The following is a 23,058-nucleotide window of genomic DNA, read 5'->3' as shown; positions in this document are numbered from 1 at the left end:
AGTTATATAATTAGCCATTAGACCTGTGACTTTCTGGCTTATTTCGTCCGTGGCGACATGGATAGGATGGATTTAAGGAGTATTATGATGAGGATGACTTCACGAACTGCCGGCATTCTTCTTGCCACTGCCATGGTTGCCGCCCCTCTGGGCGCTGCCGCATCGGCTCAGGAACTGCCTGCTTCCACGCAAGAGCAGCCGACCGCTGCTGCCGACACAGAAATCAACGTTTACGGCCAGATCCCAAGCGATCTTTCCGGCCTCGAAGCCGGCCCGGAAATCGAGGGCATTCTCGCCGCCCGCACGGCGAACCGTCTGATCGTCAATGCCAATGACAGCACCGAAGCCGAAGTGTCGCTGAGCGAAGCGACCCGCGTTACCGGCACTGGCGGTTTTCTGGGTCTCGGACGGACCGAACTGGCCAGCTCAGACCTGCTTCCCGGCCTCCCTCTCACCATCGAGACGGTGAACTATGCCGGCGGTCTTATTGCCAGCCGCATCAAGTACAAGACCTCGGACTACGAGACCGCCGAGATGATCCGCGGCGGGACCGATCGCCGGTTCGCGATGAACGAAGAAGCTATCGGCAACAACGAGGAAGCAATCGAAGGCCTGCGCGGCCGGGTCGCCAACATCGACCAGTACAACGTTCGTCACGTCGCCAACGTCTATTTCGACAGCGGCAAGTGGCGCCTGACCCCCTCGGCCCAGAACGAGCTTTGCGCCACCGCGACGCAGGCCGAGCAGATCGACAACGCGCTGCTGCTGGTGGTCGGCTACACCGATACCGACGGCAGCCAGGAATATAACCAGACCCTGAGCGAGCGTCGCGCTGGCGGCGTGGTGAACTACCTGCAGCAGGCCTGCGGCTGGGCGCCGTACCGGATGCTGACCCCCACCGGCATGGCCGAAGCCGACCCGGCTGCGGACAACACCACCCCGACCGGCAAGGCGCAGAACCGCCGTGTTGCGGTGAACGTCCTGGTCAGCAAGGCCGTCGATGACGGTCAGGAAGTGGCTTACCGCTAATCTTCCCCCCATTCCCGCCTAGCCCCCTCACAGGGCGGGAGTAATGGAAGGCCCGGCAAGTTTGCCGGGCCTTTCTATTTGTATTTCAAGCATTTATCGCATCGTCAGGAAACGTCAGGCGGCCCTTGAGCTGGGCCGGCATATTATCGCCCCAGCCAAACTCGGGGGATAGAATATGCACAGCAGACTTAAGATCGCGAGCCTTGCCGCCGCCGCTACCATTGTCATGGCCGGAGCCACACCGGCCCTGGCCGACGAGCCGGTCGAACTGGTCACGTGCGAGGCAAGTCTTGGTACAATCGCGCTGATCGACAGCCCTAACGCGGGCTGGTCGCAGTGGGACCTCGGCTCGCCGCGCCAATTGCTCACCCGCCTCGCCACCGAAAGCGGCTGTTTCACGCCACACAATGGCGGAGCCGACCCTGCCCGATTCCTCGTCACGGCTGTAGCCGGAACGCAGGAGGAGGTCGATCAGGGTGTCGAGTTTGCTCGTTCGGCCGCGACCGAAGCGCTCGTCCGCTCGGGCGCGGCTACCGGACTGCTCAGCTCGGTGCCGTTCGGCGGCGCGGCGCTGGGAATGCTCGGCGGCCTTGGTGGACGCCGCACAACTGTCGCCGCCGGGCTAACCGTGGTCAACCCCGCCAGCGGCCAGCCGCTTGCGGCAGGAACCGGGACCGTGCGCTCGACCTCGCTCAGCTTTCGCGGGTCACGCGGCGCCTTCGCGCGGGGCCTCGCCGAGACCAGCGGCTATGCCGATAGCTCCGAAGGCCGCAAGCTGACCGAAGCCTTCGTGATCGCCTTCAACAGCCTGGTCGCCCAGCGCGCCGCGCTCACCGCAGCGCCTGCCGCCAGTGCAACGCCGGAAGAGGCTCCGGCAGCGGCGACCGCGAACGTGGCTGTCGACACCGCCCTGCGCGCCTCGGCCTCAGCCGCCGCAGCCGAAGTGCGCTCTCTGCGCGCCGGAACCGCGCTTACCCCGACAGGTCAGCGCGACGGCCTGTGGATCGAGGCCGAAGACAACTATGGCACGCGCGGGTGGGTTTCCGTGGAGGATCTCCAGTAGGAAAACTCACGGGAGCGCCGCGACGCTCGCAGCGTAGGCATCTGCCGCCGCATCCATCTCGGCTACCGGATTTTCCGGACCCGAGTTGCGGCTGTCGATGAACTCGTTCAGAACGTTGCGGCGCTGAATCAGCCAGCGGCCTTCGATCCTGCGGTACTCATCCTCGTAAAGGCCATAGGTGCCCATTTTCATGGAATCGCCCGGCCCGTCGTTGGCCATTTCGACCCAGAGGATGCGCCCCCAGGCGCGGTCGCCCTCGACCCTGATCGCATTTTGCAACATGACATGGCGCAGCTTGGCCGGCTCGCCGTCCTCGGTGTGGTAGAAGCGTCCGATGCCGGCGGCAAAGTCGATCACCGTTTCGCGAATCGCCTCGCGGCCTTTGGAAACGCCGGCGGCGAATTCCAGTTCACCATCTTCGGCGAAAGTGGCCACGTAGGCGTCCCAGTCATGGTAATCGATGGCGAACAGATAGCGCGCCGTCAGGTCTTCGATTTCCGCCCGATCGGCGGCGTAGTTGGAGCTGTAGGTCGGCTGATCCTGCGCGGCCGCGGGGGCAGCCACGGTTGCCAGCGCCAGCACGGTGCTGGCGAGCAAGGTCTTCAGGGACATAGATATTTCTCCGATTGAGGGCTTTCGCAGCGCGTCAGGCTGCGCCGGGAATGTCGCTGGCATCGGCCCAGAAGCCATGCACCTGCCCCACGCACTCGTATGGCATGCGCACCCGCGCGCGTGGGCCCCCCGAGGTATCTGCGAGGTCGAACAGGATCAAGTCGGACCGACCGCCTTCGGCCATGCTCGATCCGAGCCCGATCAGATAGCCGTCGCCTTCGGACGCATCCTTGCGACGAGGGACAAAGCACATTTCCGACAGGCGGTAGCCGGGCACCGAGAGCACCTTGCTGGTCTTGGTGGCATGGTCGATCACCGCCCAGCCGCTCTCGGGTCCAACTACATTCAGAAAGCCGTATCGATAGGGCAGCGTGTGGTAGCGATCGTCCTGCCGGGCCAGCATTCCCGAAACCTCGGGGAAGATCGTCGTAGCTTCGTATTGATCATTCCCGCGATCCGCCATGTCGACGGTGAAACGCCGCAGATACCCCTGCGCCTTCACCGGGTCGAACGGTTCGTGCAGCGAGGGGAAGAAGGGAAACTGGTTGCCCTCGCCCCCGTCCATATCGACGATGATCTTGGTACCATCGTTCCAGCCGCCCATCACGTGGGTGCAGAAGTAATTGGGGCCTGTGAACCACTTGATATCGGAGCCATCGCCGCCCCGGCGCAGGACACCGAAATAGCACGGCGCCGTGCTGTCATACGAGAAATGCACCCCGCCTTCCCTGATGCGATTCTCGTCGGCAATCATGTTCACGAGATAGAGCACGATGTAATCCTGCGTGGCGCAGAAGTCGTGCATCATGCCCGCATAAGGGGCCTCGACCGTCACCGACCAGGTGATGTTCCCGCGCTTGTCGGCAGTGAAGACGTTGACGTCCTTCGAGAGGAAGCCGGTCGCCTCGTAGCCGAAGCCGATATATTCGCCCGTCAACGGATCGATCTTCGGGTGCGCGGTGTGGGTCTGGCTTTCGAGCTTTCCGCCGAAGGTATATTCTGGGTCGAGCGTTTCGAGCGTCAGCGGTTCCATATAGACCGGCGGGCTGTCCTCCTTGAACACCAGCAGCTTGCCATGGTGGAGGAACAGCTGGGTGTTGGCCGTGCCGCGGTTCAGCCCCTGGACGCTGGGATCGTCGGTGGTGGGGTTGCGGTACATTCCGAATAGCGACTGGCGCGCCTCGGCCTGCGCCTTGTAACGCGCGTTTTTCGCATAGCGGGTTCGATAGTCGACATGACCTCCCTTGATGCGGAACATCGAGACGTGCCCCTCGCCATCGAAGGGAATGTCGAACTTGTGCTCTTCGGGCTTGGGATACTGCGGATCGGGGCCGACGCGGTAGAACACGCCGTCGAGGTCGGTCGGCCAGTCTCCCTCCACCTCGCAATCGCGCAGGTCCATCTCGGTGCGGTTGACCGCGCCTGCCGCTGCGCCGCCGCCGCCAAAGGTGCCGCGTTCGTCGGGAAAGTCTACCTGCGGCGCGGCCCTTCCGGTGCCTTGCGCGGAAGTAGCGCTCGCCCCCAGCCCCGTTAAGGCAGCGCCGGTGCCAAGCACGCCAGCGCCCAGAAAATCGCGCCGACCAAGTCCTGCCTGCCGAGACGCGCCCGTGTTATCCTTAGTCATCTTGTCCCTCTCTCCCTAACGATCGTTACGACACACAACGATTGCGCCAATGTCAATGCGCCAGCGTGTCACAAAGTGCGCCGGCCGCAGCGAGAGCTCCGCTCGCTCCAGCCGATTGAGCCCCCTCGCCGCCCGTGATAACGGGCGCGCACCATGCCTGAAACCGACCTGCCGATCTGCGTTGCCGCGCTTTACAATTTTACCCGCTTCGCGGATCACACGGCGCTGCGCGATCCGCTGCTGGCACTGTGCGAGGCGCGGGGGATCAAGGGCACGCTGCTGCTCGCGGCCGAGGGGATCAACGGCACCATCGCTGGCAGCGATGAGGGTATTGCCGAGGTGCTCGCCCATATCCGAGCGCTGCCCGACTGCGCCGAGACCGACGTCAAGCTGTCGCGCGCGCCAAAAATGCCGTTCTTCCGGATGAAGGTGCGATTGAAGCGCGAGATCGTCACCATGGGCGAGCCCGACATCGATCCGCTCGAAAAGGTCGGCCACTATGTCGAGCCGGAGGAGTGGAATGCCCTCATCAGCGATCCGGAAACCGTGGTGATCGACACCCGCAACGACTACGAGGTCGCCATCGGCACCTTTGCCGGGGCCATCGACCCCGAAACCGCCTCGTTCACCGAGTTTCCCGACTGGTGGCGCACCCGGCAGGCGCAATTGCTTTCGGGCGGGAAGAAGCGCGTGGCGATGTTCTGCACCGGCGGCATTCGCTGCGAGAAGTCGACCGCTTTCCTGAAGTCCGAAGGGATCGACGAGGTCTATCACCTCAAGGGCGGCATCCTCAAATATCTCGAACAGGTGCCCGAGGCCGAAAGTCTGTGGCAGGGCGAATGCTTCGTGTTCGACCAGCGGGTGAGCCTGCGCCATGGGCTCGAACAGGGCACCTATGCGCTGTGCCACTCGTGCCGCCTGCCGCTGGGCGAGGAGGAGTTGGCCTCACCGCTCTATGAGGCCGGGGTGAGCTGCCCGCACTGCCACGCCAGCCGCACCGAGGAACAGCGCGCGGGGCTGCGCGAGCGGCACCGGCAGGAGAAGCTCGCCGCCGCACGGGGCAAGGCGCATATCGGGGCGCAGCGTGACCCCTGAGGCGCTGCCCACCCTCTACAGCTTTCGCCGCTGCCCCTACGCCATGCGAGCAAGGCTTGCGCTGCTGGTGAGCGGCACGACCTGCGTGCTGCGCGAAGTCAAGCTCTCGGACAAGCCCGATGCGCTGCGCGAGGTCTCGCCCAAGGCGACGGTTCCGGTGGTCGTCACGGCGGATGGCAAGGTAATCGACGAGAGCCTCGATATCATGCGCTGGGCGCTGGGGCGCTCGGACCCCTTGGGCTGGCTGGCGAGCGCAGACGACCCGCTGATCGCCGCCAACGACGGCCCGTTCAAGCACGCGCTCGACCGTTACAAATACCCCAACCGCCACGACAGCGACCCGGAGGAACATCGCGCGGAAGGCCTGACGCTGCTGCAAGCGCTGGAGGACCGGCTCACGCGACAACCGCAGCTTGGCGGCGAGACGATGGGCATGGTCGACGCCGCCACATTTCCATTCGTGCGCCAGTTCGCACACACCGACCGCGACTGGTTCTCCGCGCAGGATCTACCGCAGGTCCAGAGCTGGCTTGCTGGGCATCTACACAGCGATCTGTTCACCCGCGCCATGGTGAAGCACGAACCATGGGCGCAAGGCGATCCGGTCACGCTGTTTCCAGCGAGCTAGACCGCGTTATCCTGCGCAATCACGTCCACTGCCGTCGCCATGTTCTGCGGGGCCGAACCGACAAAGGTGCCGTCGATCGGCGAGACATCGGCATAGTCGCGGCCCATCGCGATCAGGATATGTTCGCTTAGCGCCAAGCAGTCGTTGGTCGGATCGAACCCGAGCCAGCCCAGCTCCGCCCCACACCATACCTTGACCCAGGCGTGCATGGCATCGGCGCCAACCAACCGCTCCTGCCCCTCTGGCGGCACAGTGCGCAGGTAGCCGCTGACATAGGCCGCAGGGATGCCCTGACTGCGCAGCGCCACGATCATCACATGGGCAAAGTCCTGGCACACTCCCTCGCGCCGATCGAAGGCTTCGGCGGGCGGGGTCGCGCTGGAGGTCGTTCCGGGACGATAGGCGAAGTCATGGTGGATCGCCCCCATCACTGAGCTCGCCGCCGCCACGATGGGCTGGTCTGACGAAAGAAGTTCGCCAGCCCAATCACCGATGGCCGAGTTGGCATCGGCAATGCGCGAAGCGAACAGGTAAGGTGCGGGCGAGAGAACCGAAAGATCGCGCCGGTCAAGCGCCTCCTGCCGCACCTGCCGGAGCATGGGGCCCTCGCCCACAGACGAACGCGCGGCAACGTCCACCGTGAAGCGGCTCTCGATAGCCAGTTCGGAAAGCTTGCCCGAAAAGGCGATCACACTGCGGTTGATGCAATATGGTCCGACCTCGTCGCGCCATTCGTCGGGCTGGGGGCTGAACTCCAGCTTCTGCGCGATGAGCGACTGCCCCGGCCAGCCATAGGGCCGCAGACGGATATTGAAACGCGCCTGCGCAACCGGAACCTCGTAACGGATGGTAGTGCGGTGGTGCACCTCGTAGATCATCCGAGCAGGCTCGCGGTGATCTTGGCTTGTGGGCCGTGATCCTGCAGGAAGTAGCGGTTGCCGATGGCATCCGACAGCGCGAAAAGGTCGCGCAGCAGGCCCTGCACAATGGCTCGGTCTATGCTACCGGCGGCCAGCCCTTCGAGCCGCGCGTTGATACTGCGGGCTATGCGCAGGGGCTGTTCGATCATGCCATCTTCACGCAAGCTAGGCAGGGCGCTGAGGCGGTCGATCAGGCGATGCATCTGATGCGCCATCGAGCGCGGCTGGGAGGGATCGAGCAGCACCATATCAAGCACCGGCGCACGCGCGGGCAGCACCAGATAGCGGCTGCGGTAGACGTTCTGCCCGTCGACCAGATCGACCAGCGCCGACAAGTCTTCGTGGCTGGCGCCATCGAGCGCCAGTGCGCCCGCCGCCTGCGCCATGATCGACGAGCGTTCGAGACTGCGTCCGATGTCGAGGAACTGCACCGCCGCTCCGCGCACCAGCGTATCCGACATCAGGCCGGTAAGCGCCGAGAGCCGCTCCACCAAACGGTCGCAAACACCGGAAATCGCTTCGATATCGCCCTCGGGCACAGCGGGCATCGGGCGCTGGATAATGCGCCAGGCATCGCGGCTGAGCCGGTCGCGCAGCAGCAAAGCAAGCTGACGCACAGCCTCCAGCGAACAGTGCGCCGAGCCGCGCATGTCCGCCGAAGCAAGCGCCGCGCCTGCCAGCCGCGAAGGTTGCCAGCTACGGCTCTCAAGCGGGACCGCACCGAGATCGCGCAAGAGGTTTGCCAGCCGGGTGATGGCAGAGGCCGCGTCCACTCCGCCCCCGGCAATGGCGATCTGCTCGACCAGGTTACGCACGATCCGGCTCACCTGATGCGCGCGCTCGCAATAGCGCCCGAGCCAGAACAGGTTGTCCGCCGCCTGGCTTGGCAGAAGCCCCTGATCGCGGCGCAGCGACGGCGCAGCCATGCCGGGGGTGGTCGTGACCTCGTGCCGCGTGGCCGGATCGACCACACACAGGTCGGTGGCGATGTCGCCCAACCCCATCAGCGAGCTGCGCTGATGGTCGGCTTGCGACATGCGGGCAAAGCCGCCGGGGAGAACGGTCCAGTTGCCGTTACCGTCGCGGGCGAGGAAGGCGCGGATAGTAAAGGCGCGCGGCTCGATCCGGGCGTCGATCAGTGCCGGGGCCGTGGAGTAGCGGACGACCTCCTGTGCCGAAAAATCAAGCGGCCGGGCCGCAATCGCGCGCAGCACCGCCGCGCGATCGTCGGGCGAAAGACTACCACCGGCGCGAGGCTGCCCCTCGGGAAGGCCAGGCAGCGGCTTGCGGAAAGCAGGTGCGATCATCAACTCGTCGAAATGGTCGAGCACATGTCGCCGCTCCTGCTCGCCGCCGAGCCACCAGGTCGCGGCATTGGGCAAGGCCAGCGGCTCGCCGAGCAACACCTGCGCCAATTGCGGCAGGAAGGCAGGCATCGCGCGGCTCTCCACCACGCCCACACCCGGCCAGTTGGCCAGGACCAAGCCATCGGCTGCGGCATCGACAAGACCAGGCACACCGATCTGCGAGCGGGCATCGAAGTTGAGCGGGTCGATGTCGCGTGTGGTGATCCAGCGCCAGAGCCCGTCCACCCGCTTGAGCCCAGCAATGGTGCGCACGAACACCTTTTCATCGCGCACGGTAAGGTCGCGCCCCTCGACCAGCGAAAAGCCCAGATGCCGCGCCAGCAGCGCCTGCTCCGGATAAAACTGGTTGAACCGCCCCGGCGTGAGTAAGGCGATGCGCGGATCGGAGCGATAGCAGCTCGCCGCCAACCCCTGCCGCAGCGCCTCGAAAAACGCGGTCTGGCGGCGGGTGCCAAGCGAGGCGAGCAGGCCTCCCGTGGCCCGCGCGATGGCGAGCCGGTTTTCGAGCGCATAGCCGATCCCGTGCGGCAAACGCACACGGTCGGCCAGCACGCGCCATTCACCCTGCGGCCCACGCGCCAGATCGACGCCCAACACGTGCAGATAGTGCCCGCCCGGTGGCCGCACGCCCACTGTGCGGCGGGCGAAGTGATCGCTGCCCGAGATCACCGCGGCGGGCAGATGACCGTCGGCGACCAGCCGCTGCGGGCCGTAGATATCGGCGAGCACCTCCTCTAGCAGGGCGGCACGCTGGATCAGGCCGCGCTCGATCCCCGCCCATTCGCCTGCACCAATAAAGATCGGCAGGGGGTTGAGCGGCCAGGGCCGTTCGCCCTCGTCGCCAGCCACGCGGAACGCCAGCCCGAGGTCGCCCACGTGGCGGTCGAGATAGGGTTGCAGGCTCGCCAGCTTGCCCCCGCCCTGCCGCGACAGACCTGCGACGAACTGCTTCCAACACTCCGCCAATTCCGGCCCGGCGGAGGAAAACACATCCGCCGATTGATCGCCTGCCCGATAGTAAGCCAATGGATCGCTTTCGGGATCGGGGCCGAACAGTTCGGCGGATTGGCCGCTCCCCGCCATTACCGGGCAGGCCTGCGCAGATCGAGCGTGAGCGGAAACTCGCCGTGGTTCTCCGAACGCGGCGCATCCATCTGGCCCGGCGTGTGGCCGTGCTCCTGAAACCTCGCCCGGCGCCGCGCTTCGGCCTCGAAGTCGTTGATCGGCAGGTCGTCGTAGTTGCGCCCACCCGGATGGGCGACATGGTAGATGCAACCGCCCAGCGAACGGCCGTTCCACGTGTCGTAGACATCGAAGGTCAGCGGAGCGTCGGCTTCCAGCAGCGGGTGCAGGCATGTCGCCGGAGCCCAGGCCTTGTAGCGCACGCCCGCCACCGCCTCGCCCGGCGTGCCGGTGGCCTGCATGGGCACGCGCCGCCCGTTGCAGGCGATCACGTGGCGACCCGGCGTGAGCCCGCGCGCCTTGACCTGCAGCCGCTCGGTCGAGCTGTCGACATAGCGCACCGTGCCGCCAATCGCGCCGGTCTCGCCGAGCACGTTCCAAGGTTCGAGCGCATGGCTGATCTCCAGCTCCACCCCGCCTGCATGGACCGTGCCGTGGACCGGAAAGCGAAACTGGTTCTGCGCCTCGAACCAGTCGGGATCGAAGTCGTAACCTGCCTGCCTGAGGTCATCGAGTACGCCGAGAAAATCCTGCCAGCAGTAGTGCGGGAGCAGGAACTTGTCGTGCAGGCTCGTGCCCCAGCGCACGAGGTCACCCTCCTGCGGCTCGCGCCAGAACCACGCGGTGAGCGCGCGCAGCAGCAGTTGCGCGGCAACGCTCATCTTCGCATCCGGCGGCATCTCGAACCCGCGGAATTCGACGAGGCCGAGCCTGCCGGTCGGGCCATCGGGCGAATAGAGCTTATCGATGCAGATCTCGGTGCGGTGGGTGTTGCCCGTCACATCGACCAGCATGTTGCGGAACAGCAGGTCCACCACCCAGGGGAATTTTGGCGGCACGCCCGGAGGGGGCACCTGCGCCAGCGCGATCTCCAGCTCATAAAGGCTGTCATGCCGCGCCTCGTCGATGCGCGGGGCCTGGCTGGTGGGGCCGATAAACAGCCCTGAAAATAGGTACGAAAGCGAAGGGTGTCGCTGCCAATACAGCACAAAGCTCTTGAGCAGATCGGGCCGCCGGATAAAGGCGCTGTCGGTAAAGCTCGCCCCGCCCAGCACCATATGGTTGCCGCCGCCGGTGCCGACCGAGCGGCCATCGACCATGAACTTGTCGGCCGTCAGCTTGCATTCGCGCGCCGCGTCATAAAGCCGGGTGGTGACATCGACCAGTTCCTCGAAACTGGCGGTGGGGTGGACATTCACCTCGATCACGCCGGGATCGGGCGTGACTTTCAAGACGCTGATGCGCGGATCGGGCGGCGGGGGATAGCCTTCGATCCGCACCGGCAAACCCATTTTCTCGGCGGTCGCCTCGATCTCGGCGACCATTTCGAGAAAGTCCTCCATCGCCTCCAGCGGCGGGATGAACACCGAGAGGTAGCTGCCACGCGGCTCCACCGTCAGCGCGGTGCGGACCGCGCCTTCGACGATCTCCTGCTCGACTACCTCCTGCCGCGCATTGCCCGAGGCCTGCTCGACGCGCTCATGGCGTTGCTCGGCCTCGCGCTGATCGGCACCGCGCGCGGCGCGTTGTTCGCGGAAGTCGGCAAGCGGGGCCTGCGCATCGGTTTCGACGCGCGGGTGGATATAGGGATAGCCCGATTCCGGAACGTGCGGCAGCGATCCCAGCGGCAGGCGATAGCCAAGCGACGAATCCCCCGGCACCGCGAAAAGAGCCCCGCGCCGCAAGCGCCATTGTTCGCTCTTCCAGCGGCCCGGCTCCTTTTCTTGCTTGGCCTGCCAGCGCTGGATCGGGAGCACATACCCGATCGGCTTGGTCAGCCCGCGGCTGAAGGTCTGGACGATGCGCTGGCGTTCTTCCGGATCCTCGATCTTCGGGTCGAGCGCGGTCACATTGACGGGCAGGTCACCCTCGCGCTCGATCCACTTCTCCGGGTCTTCATAGACCGGGTGGACATAGCCCTCGCCGACGCCGAAATTCTCGGCGGTCGCATTGAGGAACTGCTCGGCCTGCTCAGGGCCGACCGCATCTTGCCTGCCCTCCTCGGGATCGCGCGCGATCAGCGCAGGGTTGTTCCACAGCGGCACCCCGTCCTTGCGCCAATAGAGAGAATAGCCCCACCGGGGCAGGCTCTCGCCCGGATACCACTTGCCCTGCCCGTGATGCAGCAAAGCGCCGGGCGCAAAGGCCGCGCCGAGTTTGCGAATGAGCTTGTCGGCATAACCCGCCTTGGTCGGGCCGACCGCCTCGCCGTTCCATTCGGGCGCCTCGCCGCCGTCTTCGGCCACGAAGGTCGGCTCGCCGCCCTGGGTCAGGCGCACGTCCTGCGCATTCAGGTCTTCGTCCACCTTCGCGCCGAGGTCGAGCAGCGCGGTCCAGCGGTCGTCGGTGAAGGGCTTGGTGATCCGCACCGCCTCGGCCACCCGGTCGACGCGCATACGAAAATCGAAATCGACCTCGGTCGGCTCGGCCAGCCCCTCGATCGGCGCGGCAGAGCGATAGTGCGGCGTGGCGCAGAGCGGAATGTGCCCCTCGCCCGCGAACATGCCCGAGGTCGCATCCATCGCCACCCAGCCCGCGCCGGGGATATAGGCTTCGGCCCAGGCGTGAAGGTCGACCACGTCCTGCGACACGCCCTTCGGCCCCTCGACCGGCTCGACATCGGCGACGAGCTGGATCGAATAGCCCGACACGAACCGCGCCGCGAACCCGAGCCGCCGCAGCAGCTGCACCAGCAGCCACGCGCTGTCACGGCACGAGCCGCTGCCCACTTCGAGCGTTTGCTCGGGCTCCTGCGTGCCCGCCTCCATGCGGATCACGTAGTTGACCCGCTGCTCGACCTGCTGGTTAAGCGAGACAAGGAAGTCGATCGTGCGGCCCTGATGGCCCTTGTTGGCGGCCACCATCTCCTCGAACAGAGGGCCTTGCGGCTCGCAATCGAAATAGGCGGCGAGGTCGGTTTTCAGCTTGTCGTCGTAGGCGAAGGGATAGTTCTCGGCGTATTCCTCGACGAAGAAATCGAACGGGTTTATCACGCTCATGTCGGCGATCAGGTCGACCTCGATGGAGAACTCGCTCACCGGATCGGGAAACACCACCCGCGCCTGCCAGTTGCCGTGCGGGTCCTGCTGCCAGTTGATGAAGTGGCCCTCGGGCTTGATCGTCAGCGCATAATTGGGAACCGAAGTCCGCGTATGCGGCGCGGGGCGCAGGCGTATCACCTGCGGTCCGAGCCGGATCGGCCGGGCGTAGCGGTAATGGGTGAGGTGATTGAGGGCTGCACGGATCATAGCTTTGATTAGACGCCGCTTGGTGTTGCAATGCAATATGATTGTCGGGATCTGGTGCCTTTGTGTGGCGGTGGAGCGGCAGGGCAACAAGGCCTGACGAAGCCTGACATTGTGCTTGCGAGCCATGCCTTTAGGCCGAAGCCGTGCTAAGGCTCGGCGCCATGCAGCTCTTGCGCCTCTCGCCCTGCTTGCTTGCCGCGCTGGCCGCCCTGACACCCGCTGCGGCGCGCGCGGACGAGGTGCACGGGCTGATCGTGGCCGTTTCCGAATTCACCGATCCGGCGCTCGCGCCCTATGCCCTCGCCGGAGCCCGCGCCGATGCGAACGCGATGCGCGCCGCTTTCGATGTCTTCGCGGGCGAGAAGGCGCAGGTGGTCGTCCTTGAAGGGACGAAGGCGACGCTGGCGCGGGTGCGCAGCGAACTGCGCCACCTCACCGAAAGCGCCATGCCCGGCCAGCGCATCGTGCTCTATTTCTCCGCCCACGGCAGCCGCATTCCCGACACCGGCCCGCGCGACGAGGACGACGGCGAGGACGAGGTACTGCTGATGGCCGATGCAGCCGAATGGCGCGATGGCGCACTCCCCGGCGCACTCATCGACGACGAACTCGCCGCCGCCGTGCGCGCCATGCGCGAGCGCGGCGCCGACGTGTTCCTCGCCATCGACAGCTGCGCCTCAGGCGGAGCCATGCGCGGGGCGGAGGCCATGGCGGTGCGCAATCTTTCGCCTGAGGTGCTCGGCGTGCCGTCGCGAGCCATGCGTTCGGCGCTGCGTCGCGATGCCGCATGGGTGGAGGACGACATGCCCGCAGGTAGCGGGCGGCTGGTGACGCTCGCCGCCGGGCCGACCGGCGATGCCGCCTGGGACACACCCGAGGGCGGCCTGTTCACGCGCAGCCTTGCCCGTGCCCTCGCGTCCTCGCCCGCCGACTTCGTCGAGCTGGTGCGCGAGCAGCGCCGCCAGCAGGCCAGCTCGGCCCTGCCCGGCCCTGCCAGTGAGGCAGGCGGCGCGATCGAGAGCGCGTTCTTCTTCGCGGGAAACCTGCCCGATCTCGTGGCCAGCGCGCGCGCCATGCCGCTGCCCGATTGGACGCTCGACCTCCATTCCGCTGCCGCACCCCTGTGCGATATGCAGGCGGCGAGCCCGCCTCGGCTACGCGATCCGACGCAGCGCCTGCACCTCGGCCATTGCGATGCAGTGATGCTCTCATTGGCCGCGCCCGAGCCGGGCTTTGTCGATGCATGGTACATCGACAGCGCGAGAGGACGCACCTTGCTCTCGCCCATCGGCGGGCTCTATCTCGACGGCCGCTCGCCCACTCATCTCGACTTCACCTTCGTCAGCCACGATCCGGCCAGCGGCGCGCCCTATCCGGCGGGGACCGACCGCCTGCTGCTGTTCTGGCGCAAGGGCAGAGCCGCCGCAGACCACGCGGCGATCATCGAGTTCGCCGTGCGTGACTAGTTCGACAGGATCATCACGTCGCTGGCAAGCGGCCCCGCATTGATCAGCGTGACATCGTGCCGCTCGCTGGCAGCCCGCCAGGTGCAGAGCGAATGGGTCGAGCGGGCACGCTGGTCACAGACGCGGGCATTGCCAGCACTCACCACCAGTCCGATCCGCGCATCGCCATCGCCAATCGCGGCGATACGCGCGGGCACCTGTGGCTGGGTGCTGATATCGAAACGCACGCTCTCATTGGCCGAAACCCGCCGCACGTAGCGCAAGGGACCACCGCCAAGGCTGCTGCGCAACACCCCGCGCGGGCGCATTGCCAGCACCCGTTCTGCCTCGCCCACCAGCGTGGGATTGTCGCCCGCCAGCGCGATGGCCTCGCGCGCCCAACCATGGGCGACCGGGTCACCCTCAATATCGGCCACCATCGCGCCATCTTCGATTTTTGCAGGGCGCGTGCCGCTCGTCAGCATCATCCGCGCAGCCACCAACATCGCGCGTGCATCGTGCGCACGACGTGCTTCGCTGGCCAGCCGCAGCGCCAGCTCGGCGCGCGCCTCTGAGCTGCCCGGTTCTGCAAGCATCTCGATCGGGGCTGAGCCGCTCGCTGCACAGCCGCCACTCGCCAAAGCCAGCCCGGTAGCAAGCATCGCCGTTGCCAGCGGAAACCTCGGTCTGCGCGCAATATCCATGGGCCTTTCATAACCTTGCGCCGCTTAACAAACCAGCCACACGGGCCTGAAGTATCCTGAAGAGCCTTCCCATTCGCCGCCAGTCACGGCAAAACCCGGCGATGACCAGCGACGATGCTCTCGACGAACGCCTGCGCAGCCTGTTTGCCGGGTGTTCGGCGCTCGTGCTCGAAGACGAGGCCGAACTGGCGGGCAGTCTCGCCTCAGCGCTCTCGCGCCACGGGTTTGCCGATATGGACGTGGTCTCCAGCGGCACCGCCGCGCTCACGCAGGCGCGCGAGAAGGCTTACGATGTCCTGATCCTCGACCGGCAGGTGCCCGGCCTCGACGGGGTCTCCGCGCTCGAACGCATCCGCGAAAGCGGCGGCCCCTCGGCCGATGCCCCCGCGCTGTTCCTCACCGCGCTCGGCACCGAGCGGCAGAAGGTCGAAGGCCTCGCAGCGGGCGGCGACGACTACATCGTGAAGCCCGTTTCCGATACCGAGCTGCTCGCGCGCGTTGCGGCGATGATCCGCCGACGCGCGCGCTGGGCCACGCCCGAACAGGCCGAGCGGATCGAGAACGGCCCGCTGCTGATCGATTCGCGCGCGATGTCGGCACAGTTATTCGGCCAGCCGCTTGACCTCACCCCGCGCGAGCAGGCAATCCTGCAGGTGCTGGGCGAGAGCACCGGGCTGCCCGTCACCCGCTCGATGCTGTGGAGCCGCTGCTGGTCGGACTACAACTTCATGCCCTCGAACGCGGCCAACACCATCGACGTGCACGTCTCGCGCCTGCGCAAGAAGCTGGAGGCGGCCAGCGGCGATCTGGACGAGGCGCTGCGGCCGCTGATCCTCTCGGTGCGCAGCCAGGGGCTGATGCTGCGCGACCTGAGCCAGCAAGGCTGAGCCACGACTGATGGAGCGCACGCTCTCCCGCAAGGTGCCCATACCGATCCTCGCCGCGCTGACCATGGCGCTGGCGACCACACTGGCGGTGGCACTGGTTACGCTGGTGCTGTGGCGGATCGACACCACTGCCCGCGAACTGCGCGCCGCCGAGAATGCCGAGCGCGAATATGCCGAGCTGGTAGAGAAGCTGCCCGGCCTTGGCGAGGACCGCGAGATGGCCGGCCTGGCACTCGCGGCACTGGGAGACCTCGGAGCCGTAGCCCGCGAGAACGGACAGGCGCGCTACATCGCCGTGAATCGGGCTGCGGCGCAGGAAGCAGGCTGGCCGAGCGATCTCGACCCACTTGCGCCGGGCTACGTGCGCTTCCGCAAGGGCGGCGAGGCCTATGCCGGTGTCGTCCGTGGCCTGGGCGACGACAGCGAGGTGCTGGTTGCCTACCGCGTCGCCTCGATCGGACCGCTGACACAGGCCTTCTGGCGTTGGGGCGCGGCCATCGTGGCGGTGATCGTAGCCATTACAGGGCTTGTGGCGTGGATCACCGGGGCCGCGATCAGCCGCCGGATCGCGCGGCTCAACGCCCTGTGCGAAAGGGTGGGCGAAGGCGAAGTCACGGCCCGACATCCGGTCACCACCAATGACGAGCTGGGTACGCTTGCCACCCATATGAACGCCATGCTCGATGAGCTGCAACGCCGCCTCGAAGCCCTGCGCGATACCGCCGACGGCCTCGCACACGACCTGCGCACACCGCTCGCGCGGGTTCAGGCACGGCTGTCGCGGCTGGAAGACCTGCTCGGCGATACGCGCTCCGCCGCCGAGGTGCGGCTCGCCAGCGAGGAACTGGCGCGCTTGATGGAGGCCTTCAACGCGCTGCTCGAACTGCGTGAGATTGAAACGCAAGGGGTGTTTTCGGTGCAGCCATTCGATGTCGCCAAAGCCATCGAAGACGCGATCGAACTGTACGAGGCCGTGGCCGAAGAAGAGCGCGATGTCCGCATCGTGCGCGAACTCGGCGAATGCCGGACAATGGGCAGTGCCTCACTGGTGGTGCGCGCGGTAGCCAACCTGCTCGACAACGCCCTCAAGGTCTCGCCCGAGGGCGCAACGATCCGGGTGACGCTGGCCTGCCGCGAGGATGCCGCCGTGATCCGCGTAGCCGATGAAGGCCCCGGGGTCGTAACGCTGAGCGACCAGCCTCAGCGCTCGACGTTGGGTGGGCACGGCATCGGCCTGCGCATCGTGCGCGCGGTCACCCGCCAGCACGGTGGGAGCTTCAGCCTCGCCAATGGCGAAAAGGGGGCACTGGCCGAGCTAGTCCTGCCGCGGCGCACCTATCGTCAGGTTTCGTAAGACGAATAAACGCAAGGCCTGACGCAAAGACCCTCCGGTTACGTACGATACCGGGGGTCATATTTTCATGCTCAAACCTATCCTGTTTTCCACGGCCTGCGCAGGCCTCGTCTGTGCGGCGGGGCCTGCGCTGGCGGAGGTCGACGATTCGGTCGCCGATGCCCTTGCGCTCCATCAGTCGGGTCGTTCGGAAGAGGCCTTCGCGTTGCTGTTGCCGTTGCAGGCGGAGCTTGCGGGAGATGCAGACTACGATCTCGCTCTGGGCATTGCTGCCGCCGACAGCGGCCATCCGGCCGAAGCGGTCATCGCGCTCCAGCGCGTGCTTGCGCTTCAGCCCGACAATGCGCAGGCCCGCGCCGAACTGGCCCGTGCCTATGCGCTGGCAGGCGATATCGACACCGCCCGCGCCGAGTTTGACACGGCGATGCAAGACCCTTCGCTGCCCGATCCGGTGCGGCAGCGGTTCGACCAGATCGTGCGCAACTACGATCGCCAGATCGCCGGCGGCGGTTCGAATGTGTCGGGATTCCTCGATCTGACCGCAGGCTTCGACAGCAACGTCAACGCTGCGACCGATCTCGATTCCATTGTCATCCCGCTGTTCGCGGGGTTCGGCCCCGGCAAGCTTGGTGCCAATGCACAAGCTACCGATGCTGCCTATCTGGAGGCTTTCGGCGGAATCTCGGCGGTGAGCGGGGTCTCGCGCCAGACTCGCCTGTTCGGCTCACTGCTCGCCAATATCCGCGAGAACCTCGAAGCCGGGTTCGACCAGACCGCCGCCACAGGCACCGCCGGGATCGCGCACACGCTGGCCAACCGCGATGTGGTCTCGCTGTCGGTGCAGGGGCAGCAGTTCTGGCTCGGCGGCGACAGCTTCCGCCAGGCCTTCGGGGTGATCGGGCAATATACTCACCGGCTCGAAGGCGGGCGGGCATTGTCCGTCTCGGGCGAGTTCTTCCGCCAGAACTTCGACAACGATCCTTTGCGCGATTCCAACCGCTATGGCGCGGGTGTCACCTATGCCGCGCGCAACTTCGTGCTCAGTGCAGCAGGTGGCCGCGAGGAGACCCGCCGATCAGCAGGCGACCACCTCTCCTACACCTATGGCCGCGCCAATCTCGCCTTCGAACTTCCGGCGGGTGAGCGGCTTGCCGTGGTCGGCGGGATCGGCGGTCAGATTCGCGGCTACGATGCCAACGATCCGCTGTTCCTCACCTCACGCGAGGACGAGCAGGTCGATGCCAACATCGGCCTCAAATTCCGGATGACGGGCAATGTCTATGCCCGCCCGCGCGTCACCTACACCCGCAACTGGTCGAACATCGCGCTCTATGACTACGAGCGCTTCACCGCGAGCTTCGGCATTCGTGTGGAATTCTAAGGGGATACTTGAACATGCGTAATGCACTTCTTTTGGGCGTAGCCACGCTCGCCGTCGCTTCGGCTCCCGCTCAGGCAGCCGACATCCTGTTTGCCAGCAGCGGGAACACCGCCAGCAGTCAGACCGTCGCCGAAGGCGGGGTCACGCAGATCCGCATGGACTCGGGCGCGGTGGTTTCGATTGTCGGACCGGCGGAATTCTCGCTTGAAGGTGAGACAATCACCTTGGCTAATGGCGGTGTGACCGTGGCTGGGCCCGGTGCCTCCGGGGTGGTGCTGCGCTTACCGGGCGGAGCCGAGGCCACCGTGACCGGATCGGGCTCGCTGGCGGTGAGAAACGGACAGCTGTCCGGCAACGTAATGGGCGGCACGATGCAGGTCAGGACCGGCGCGGCCACGCGCACCTACCGCCCGGGCCAGAACTGGGCAGCGACTGTAGGCGGGAGTAGTTCGCGCGTGGTCGCCAATGCCGCCCAGCCCAGCCCCAACGGCAGCGCCCGCGGATCACCCTTCGCCACCACCCGCCAGACCATCGCGCAGGCCGCCATGAACGGCCTTGCGGTTACGCTTGGCGAAGGCCTCGCCGGTGTTGGCGCATCGGGCGACGTGGTCGCGGCGGCACGCGGTGTCGAGGCCTATCTTGCCAACCCTGCGCTGGTGCGCCTGCCAAGCGGCGATGTCGACCGGCTGCTCGCCTATTCCGACCGGCTTGCCGCTGCCCTTGGCGGCGGCTCAAGCTTCGAGGGGGCCAGCCCCGCGCTGGTCAATGCCTACCTCCAGTATCTCGCCAACAATGGCCAGATCGGCGAATTCCAAAGCGCCTATGCCAGCCTCGTTACCCAATATCTGACCTTGCTCGCCAACGGCGGCTTGGCCAGCGACTTTGCCGGCGCGGACCTATCGCAGCTCAACAGCTATATCGACTACCTCCAGCTTACCGGGCAGCTCGGCCGGATCGGCGCGGCGCAGCAGACCCTGCTCTCGGCCTATCTCAGCTATTTGCGCGGTGGAGGCCTTCCCGACGCGTTCGTCGTGCCGGCAAACATTCTCGGCGAAGATGCCATTGCCGCTTATGTCGCTGCGGTCGAGGCCTATGTTGCCTTTCTCCAGAGTGGCGGCGTGCCCAGCGAATATGCAGGACTGTCGGCTAAGGTGTTTCAGGCCTATCTCGAAGCCCTGTCGTCGGCGGGGCTGTTCGACACGCTGCTGGCGGGACAGGCCGACTTCCTCAACGCCTACCTCGCCTTCCTGCAGAACGGCGGCAACATCGACGACTTCGACCAACTGCCGCAGACATTCACCTTCCCCGTTCCTGAGGGCCAACTGGCGAGCAACCAGTTCATGGCCCTGCGCGGCAGCAAGGGCGAGCTCGCCCCGTACAACGGGCAGATCGACCGCAGCCGGTCGGACGTCATCTATGACGATACCACCGGTTCCCCCCTCTACTTCAAGTATGGCACCACCCGCGCTGCCATCGGTGAGGCAGAACTGATCGAGGCCGGGCGCATCAGCGCTGGCGGCGTATCATGGGGCCGCTGGGTCAATGGCACTGCCTATGCCCAGGCGAACACCGAACTCGATCTGGGAGCCAATGGCATCCACGTAATCGCCGGCCCGATGGTGACCAACATGCCCACCACAGGCCTTATCGAGTACGATTTTGCAGGTGGCACCAACCCGACACTTACCGGCGGCGAGGTCGGTTCACTCAGCGTGGCAAAGGCCGCGGTCAGCTTTGGTTCGACCACCCGCGTCGGCGCGGAACTGAAAACCGATTTCTCCGACCGCAGCTACACCCTGCAAACGGTCGGCGGCATCGCCCAGACTGCGCAGAACGGCATTGCCCTGCGCGAGGATCTGGCACCGGGCTTCTTCTTCGGCGAAGTGCGGCAAACCACCGGCGGCCTGATCGAGGTGATCGGCACCGGCGCTGCCTGCCAGGGTGCGGGCGGCTGCAAGGGCGAAATCCGGGGCTATATTTCGGGTGACGAGGGCGCCGAACTGGCGATCTCCTATATCGCCCGCGATCCCTCGGGGGCCGAAGTGCTCGGCACGGCCGGCTTCGCCAAGGGCGACCCGCTGGTGATCGATGGCGTTGATCCGCAAGCGGGCACGCTGTGGCCGGATGTCTCGGTCGATGTCGGCTATCTCGGCGCGAAACTCGGGCGCGAATCCACCTCTGATCCGCTCGTCTATGTGAACGGGGCCGGTCAGATCGTCGGTTATGACATGGCTCAATATGAAAACGAGCGGGTCAATGCCGGTTCGGCCACGCTCGCCGATACTGGCAGCGCCGCCCATGGCGCAGTGCGCTGGGCGCGCTTCACCGATGGCACGCTGGTCGGCGAGTTCTACGAGCGCGACCTCGATGTGAGCGCCAATGGCGGGTTCCACATTCTTGCCGGCATCCCGACGGCAACTCTGCCGAGCACTGGCGCAGTGCTGTACGATTTCGCTGGCGGCACAGCTCCCACAGCGGCCTCGGGCAACATGGCCCCCGGCACCTTCACCGGGCAGGCCTCAGTCCTCTGGGGCGCAGAGGCAAAGCTCGGCCTGACCGCTTCGGTCGCCATCGGCGACGACAGCTATGACATCTCGACGCCCGGCGGCGTGACGATCCCGTCGCTCAGCCCGGTCGAGGTCCTCAACTTCACCGAGCCGCGCATCTCGGGCTTCTATGCCATCACCTCCAGCGGGGCCGCTTGCCCACAGGGCGATTGCGGGGTCAGCCTCTCCGGCAGCGTGTACGGCGACGATGCGGCAGCCCTCGGCTTCCTCTACAATATCGGCGGCACCGATGGCGACACGGTTACGGGCGCTGCAGCCTTCACAAAGGCAGGCGCGGGCAGTGGCGGCGGCGGCGGCGGCGGACAGTCGGGTGGTGCGGTCGGTCCGGACACGAGCGGGCCGGGCGTCACGATCGCGGCGAATGGCAGTTACGATCTGCGCAGCGCCTATGCCAATGACGATATTCGGGCAATTTTCCTCGCTAACGGCCCGCTGGTGCTCGACAATCTGAACCGTCCGCAAACCATCGGCACCGTTGGCTTCAACAGCAATTATGTGCAGAATATCGATGCTTCGCATTACGAGGTAGCCGGAACGGCAGACTGGGTTCTGGGCCGTTATTCCGATGGCTCCGTGACCATCCGCGGCACCGACCGCGCTTTCAGCGAGAACCAGGGTTTCCACTATGCGGTTTCAATAGGTGCGGAAAACGTGGTCTTCCCGACGGAAGGCTACGCGATCTACGATCTCGAGGCGGCGACGGCTCCGACCTTCGCCACCGGCGTCACCGCACCCGGCACCTTCTCCGGGCAGTTCGCTGTCGGGTATGGCAGCCAACTGAAAGGGGCAATCGATGCGAGCATCGTGATGCCCGGAGACACCACCTATAGCGTCGCCACGCCCGGCGGACTTGCCAATGTGCTCACCAGCGGCCGGAATCTGGCCGGTGCCACTGGCTTCACCATGAGCGAGTTCTTCAGCGGCAATGGCGGTCTGGCTTGCCCTTCTGGCCAATCGTGTGAATTGCGCCTCAACGGCAGCTTTACCGGAGACGAGGGTGAGACAATTACGATGTCCTACCAACTCGGCACGCTGTTCGCCAACCCGACCAACAATTACCTCGTGGGTGCAGCGGTATTCGGCCGCAATTCCGAAGGCGTGGTCACTCCCACGCCGACAGGAGGTGTGGAAGAAGTCACTCCTGGAGGCGATCAGATCGTGCTCTACAGCGCGACCACAATCGGGATCGACAGTCGCAATAGTTCAAGCGTCACCTACGACTCAACGACCGGCGCACCGCTAGCCTATGTATGGGAACTCAATAGCTCGACCGCCGAGAACGAGCGCCCCACTATCGGCAGCAACACCCAGAATGACAGCGGCAGCGTTGCCGATGTGATCGGCTGGACCCGCTGGGCCGGCGGCACCACGGGTGGGCGCTACTTCAACGATCAGGACGGTATCGAGATGCCCGCCGATGGCGGCTGGCATATCGTGGCGGGCGATCCGGCGACCAATCTGCCCACCTCGGGCACGGTGCAATATGCGCTGGTTGGCTCAACCGCTCCGACGATCCGCGACGGGTCCATGGCTCCCGGCACGTTCAGCGGCGAGCTTGCAGTGGCCTTTGGCGCTACGCCCAAGGTCGGGATCGAGTTCGATGTCGCCATTGGCGGCAACAGCTATGCGATCAACACCCCTGGCGGTGTAGCCGACCCGATGAACGGCGGCATGGGGGTCGAAACATCGGGCCAGTATGCGATGACCTTCGGCGCGAGCAGCTTCGACAATGTCGCGGTGACGGGCAGCGGGCCGGTGTGCAGCGGCAGCGGCGCGTGCAACGCCGATATCCGAGGCTTCCTGAGCGGCGACGGTGCCAGCCATGTCGGCGTGGTCTACACCTTCGGCAACGCCGGGTTCGATCAGCAGATCGACGGCTCCGCCGTGTTCGGGATGTCCGTACCCTGAACACACTGCGCTGGAGGCTTTACACCGCCCCATCATGCGATAAT

15 protein-coding genes are annotated in these 23,058 nt (G+C 65.8%); 9 read left to right on the top strand and 6 right to left on the bottom strand.

What is annotated here, in order from left to right; genetic code table 11:
• The first annotated feature begins 87 nt into the window (after positions 1–87).
• Both ABDJ38_RS00600 and ABDJ38_RS00595 read left to right on the top strand, forming a co-directional pair.
• Complete coding sequence (locus tag ABDJ38_RS00600) at positions 88–1,029, top strand: OmpA family protein (protein ID WP_346783133.1); 942 nt, start codon at positions 88–90, stop codon at positions 1,027–1,029.
• A gap of 175 nt (positions 1,030–1,204) precedes the next feature.
• Positions 1,205–2,092 carry an SH3 domain-containing protein gene (locus ABDJ38_RS00595; RefSeq protein WP_346783132.1) on the top strand — a complete coding sequence of 296 codons (888 nt, stop codon included), beginning with the start codon at positions 1,205–1,207 and terminating at the stop codon, positions 2,090–2,092.
• 6 nt (positions 2,093–2,098) lie between these two features.
• On the opposite strand, the gene ABDJ38_RS00590 is transcribed toward ABDJ38_RS00595, so the two are convergent.
• Both ABDJ38_RS00590 and ABDJ38_RS00585 read right to left on the bottom strand, forming a co-directional pair.
• Entirely contained in the window at positions 2,099–2,704 is a 606-nt protein-coding gene (locus ABDJ38_RS00590) for a nuclear transport factor 2 family protein (RefSeq protein WP_346783131.1), read from the bottom strand.
• A gap of 34 nt (positions 2,705–2,738) precedes the next feature.
• Positions 2,739–4,328: a carotenoid oxygenase family protein gene (locus tag ABDJ38_RS00585; RefSeq protein WP_346783130.1), complete on the bottom strand. Its 1,590-nt coding sequence runs from the start codon at positions 4,326–4,328 to the stop codon at positions 2,739–2,741.
• 153 nt (positions 4,329–4,481) lie between these two features.
• Between ABDJ38_RS00585 and trhO the strand changes: the two genes are divergently transcribed.
• Positions 4,482–5,423 (top strand): oxygen-dependent tRNA uridine(34) hydroxylase TrhO, encoded by a 942-nt coding sequence (trhO, locus tag ABDJ38_RS00580; RefSeq protein WP_346783129.1) that lies wholly within the window; start codon positions 4,482–4,484, stop codon positions 5,421–5,423.
• Positions 5,413–6,051 (top strand): glutathione S-transferase, encoded by a 639-nt coding sequence (locus ABDJ38_RS00575; RefSeq protein ID WP_346783128.1) that lies wholly within the window; start codon positions 5,413–5,415, stop codon positions 6,049–6,051. The genes trhO and ABDJ38_RS00575 overlap by 11 nt, the downstream gene beginning before the upstream one ends.
• On the opposite strand, the gene ABDJ38_RS00570 is transcribed toward ABDJ38_RS00575, so the two are convergent.
• Genes ABDJ38_RS00570 through ABDJ38_RS00560 form a run of 3 tightly spaced genes read right to left on the bottom strand, consistent with a single transcriptional unit; the run spans position 6,048 to position 12,768 of the window.
• Positions 6,048–6,929, bottom strand: coding sequence for a transglutaminase family protein (locus ABDJ38_RS00570; RefSeq protein WP_346783127.1), 882 nt, complete (start codon positions 6,927–6,929; stop codon positions 6,048–6,050). The genes ABDJ38_RS00575 and ABDJ38_RS00570 overlap by 4 nt on opposite strands.
• Positions 6,926–9,421, bottom strand: coding sequence for a circularly permuted type 2 ATP-grasp protein (locus ABDJ38_RS00565; protein ID WP_346783126.1), 2,496 nt, complete (start codon positions 9,419–9,421; stop codon positions 6,926–6,928). The genes ABDJ38_RS00570 and ABDJ38_RS00565 overlap by 4 nt, the downstream gene beginning before the upstream one ends.
• A complete protein-coding gene (locus ABDJ38_RS00560; protein WP_346783125.1) occupies positions 9,421–12,768 on the bottom strand; it encodes a transglutaminase family protein in 3,348 nt (1,115 codons plus the stop codon). The genes ABDJ38_RS00565 and ABDJ38_RS00560 overlap by 1 nt, the downstream gene beginning before the upstream one ends.
• Before the next feature lie 161 nt (positions 12,769–12,929).
• On the opposite strand from ABDJ38_RS00560, the gene ABDJ38_RS00555 reads away from it, so the two are divergent.
• The gene (locus ABDJ38_RS00555; protein ID WP_346783124.1) at positions 12,930–14,234 is read left to right on the top strand and encodes a caspase family protein; all 1,305 of its coding nucleotides are present in this window, start codon (positions 12,930–12,932) and stop codon (positions 14,232–14,234) included.
• On the opposite strand, the gene ABDJ38_RS00550 is transcribed toward ABDJ38_RS00555, so the two are convergent.
• Complete coding sequence (locus tag ABDJ38_RS00550; RefSeq protein ID WP_346783123.1) at positions 14,231–14,917, bottom strand: hypothetical protein; 687 nt, start codon at positions 14,915–14,917, stop codon at positions 14,231–14,233. The genes ABDJ38_RS00555 and ABDJ38_RS00550 overlap by 4 nt on opposite strands.
• 101 nt (positions 14,918–15,018) lie before the next feature.
• Between ABDJ38_RS00550 and ABDJ38_RS00545 the strand changes: the two genes are divergently transcribed.
• The 4 genes from ABDJ38_RS00545 (at position 15,019) to ABDJ38_RS00530 (ending at position 23,014) form a co-directional block, all read left to right on the top strand.
• On the top strand, positions 15,019–15,804 hold the full coding sequence (locus ABDJ38_RS00545; RefSeq protein ID WP_346783122.1) for a response regulator transcription factor: 786 nt from the start codon (positions 15,019–15,021) through the stop codon (positions 15,802–15,804).
• Between the two features lie 10 nt (positions 15,805–15,814).
• Positions 15,815–17,158 (top strand): sensor histidine kinase, encoded by a 1,344-nt coding sequence (locus ABDJ38_RS00540; protein ID WP_346783121.1) that lies wholly within the window; start codon positions 15,815–15,817, stop codon positions 17,156–17,158.
• Positions 17,159–17,225: 67 nt separating this feature from the next.
• A complete protein-coding gene (locus ABDJ38_RS00535) occupies positions 17,226–18,539 on the top strand; it encodes a tetratricopeptide repeat protein (protein ID WP_346783120.1) in 1,314 nt (437 codons plus the stop codon).
• A 14-nt stretch (positions 18,540–18,553) separates the two neighbouring features.
• Positions 18,554–23,014 (top strand): hypothetical protein, encoded by a 4,461-nt coding sequence (locus ABDJ38_RS00530; RefSeq protein WP_346783119.1) that lies wholly within the window; start codon positions 18,554–18,556, stop codon positions 23,012–23,014.
• The last annotated feature ends 44 nt before the right edge of the window (positions 23,015–23,058 follow it).

It is taken from the genome of Aurantiacibacter flavus (assembly GCF_039710615.1).
Taxonomy (GTDB): domain Bacteria; phylum Pseudomonadota; class Alphaproteobacteria; order Sphingomonadales; family Sphingomonadaceae; genus Alteraurantiacibacter; species Alteraurantiacibacter flavus.
Note: the sequence above shows the minus strand (reverse complement) of the source record. Positions and strands in the feature narration are given on the sequence as shown.

What these genes read in the sequence shown, in the direction of transcription:
- ABDJ38_RS00570 (WP_346783127.1), bottom strand. Translation starts at nt 6,929, where the DNA reads ATGATCTACGAGGTGCACCACCGCACTACCATCCGTTACGAGGTTCCG.
- ABDJ38_RS00545 (WP_346783122.1), top strand. Translation starts at nt 15,019, where the DNA reads ATGACCAGCGACGATGCTCTCGACGAACGCCTGCGCAGCCTGTTTGCC.
- ABDJ38_RS00585 (WP_346783130.1), bottom strand. Translation starts at nt 4,328, where the DNA reads ATGACTAAGGATAACACGGGCGCGTCTCGGCAGGCAGGACTTGGTCGG.
- ABDJ38_RS00600 (WP_346783133.1), top strand. Translation starts at nt 88, where the DNA reads ATGAGGATGACTTCACGAACTGCCGGCATTCTTCTTGCCACTGCCATG.
- ABDJ38_RS00535 (WP_346783120.1), top strand. Translation starts at nt 17,226, where the DNA reads ATGCTCAAACCTATCCTGTTTTCCACGGCCTGCGCAGGCCTCGTCTGT.
- ABDJ38_RS00540 (WP_346783121.1), top strand. Translation starts at nt 15,815, where the DNA reads ATGGAGCGCACGCTCTCCCGCAAGGTGCCCATACCGATCCTCGCCGCG.
- trhO (WP_346783129.1), top strand. Translation starts at nt 4,482, where the DNA reads ATGCCTGAAACCGACCTGCCGATCTGCGTTGCCGCGCTTTACAATTTT.
- ABDJ38_RS00550 (WP_346783123.1), bottom strand. Translation starts at nt 14,917, where the DNA reads ATGGATATTGCGCGCAGACCGAGGTTTCCGCTGGCAACGGCGATGCTT.
- ABDJ38_RS00560 (WP_346783125.1), bottom strand. Translation starts at nt 12,768, where the DNA reads ATGATCCGTGCAGCCCTCAATCACCTCACCCATTACCGCTACGCCCGG.
- ABDJ38_RS00590 (WP_346783131.1), bottom strand. Translation starts at nt 2,704, where the DNA reads ATGTCCCTGAAGACCTTGCTCGCCAGCACCGTGCTGGCGCTGGCAACC.
- ABDJ38_RS00565 (WP_346783126.1), bottom strand. Translation starts at nt 9,421, where the DNA reads ATGGCGGGGAGCGGCCAATCCGCCGAACTGTTCGGCCCCGATCCCGAA.
- ABDJ38_RS00530 (WP_346783119.1), top strand. Translation starts at nt 18,554, where the DNA reads ATGCGTAATGCACTTCTTTTGGGCGTAGCCACGCTCGCCGTCGCTTCG.
- ABDJ38_RS00595 (WP_346783132.1), top strand. Translation starts at nt 1,205, where the DNA reads ATGCACAGCAGACTTAAGATCGCGAGCCTTGCCGCCGCCGCTACCATT.
- ABDJ38_RS00555 (WP_346783124.1), top strand. Translation starts at nt 12,930, where the DNA reads ATGCAGCTCTTGCGCCTCTCGCCCTGCTTGCTTGCCGCGCTGGCCGCC.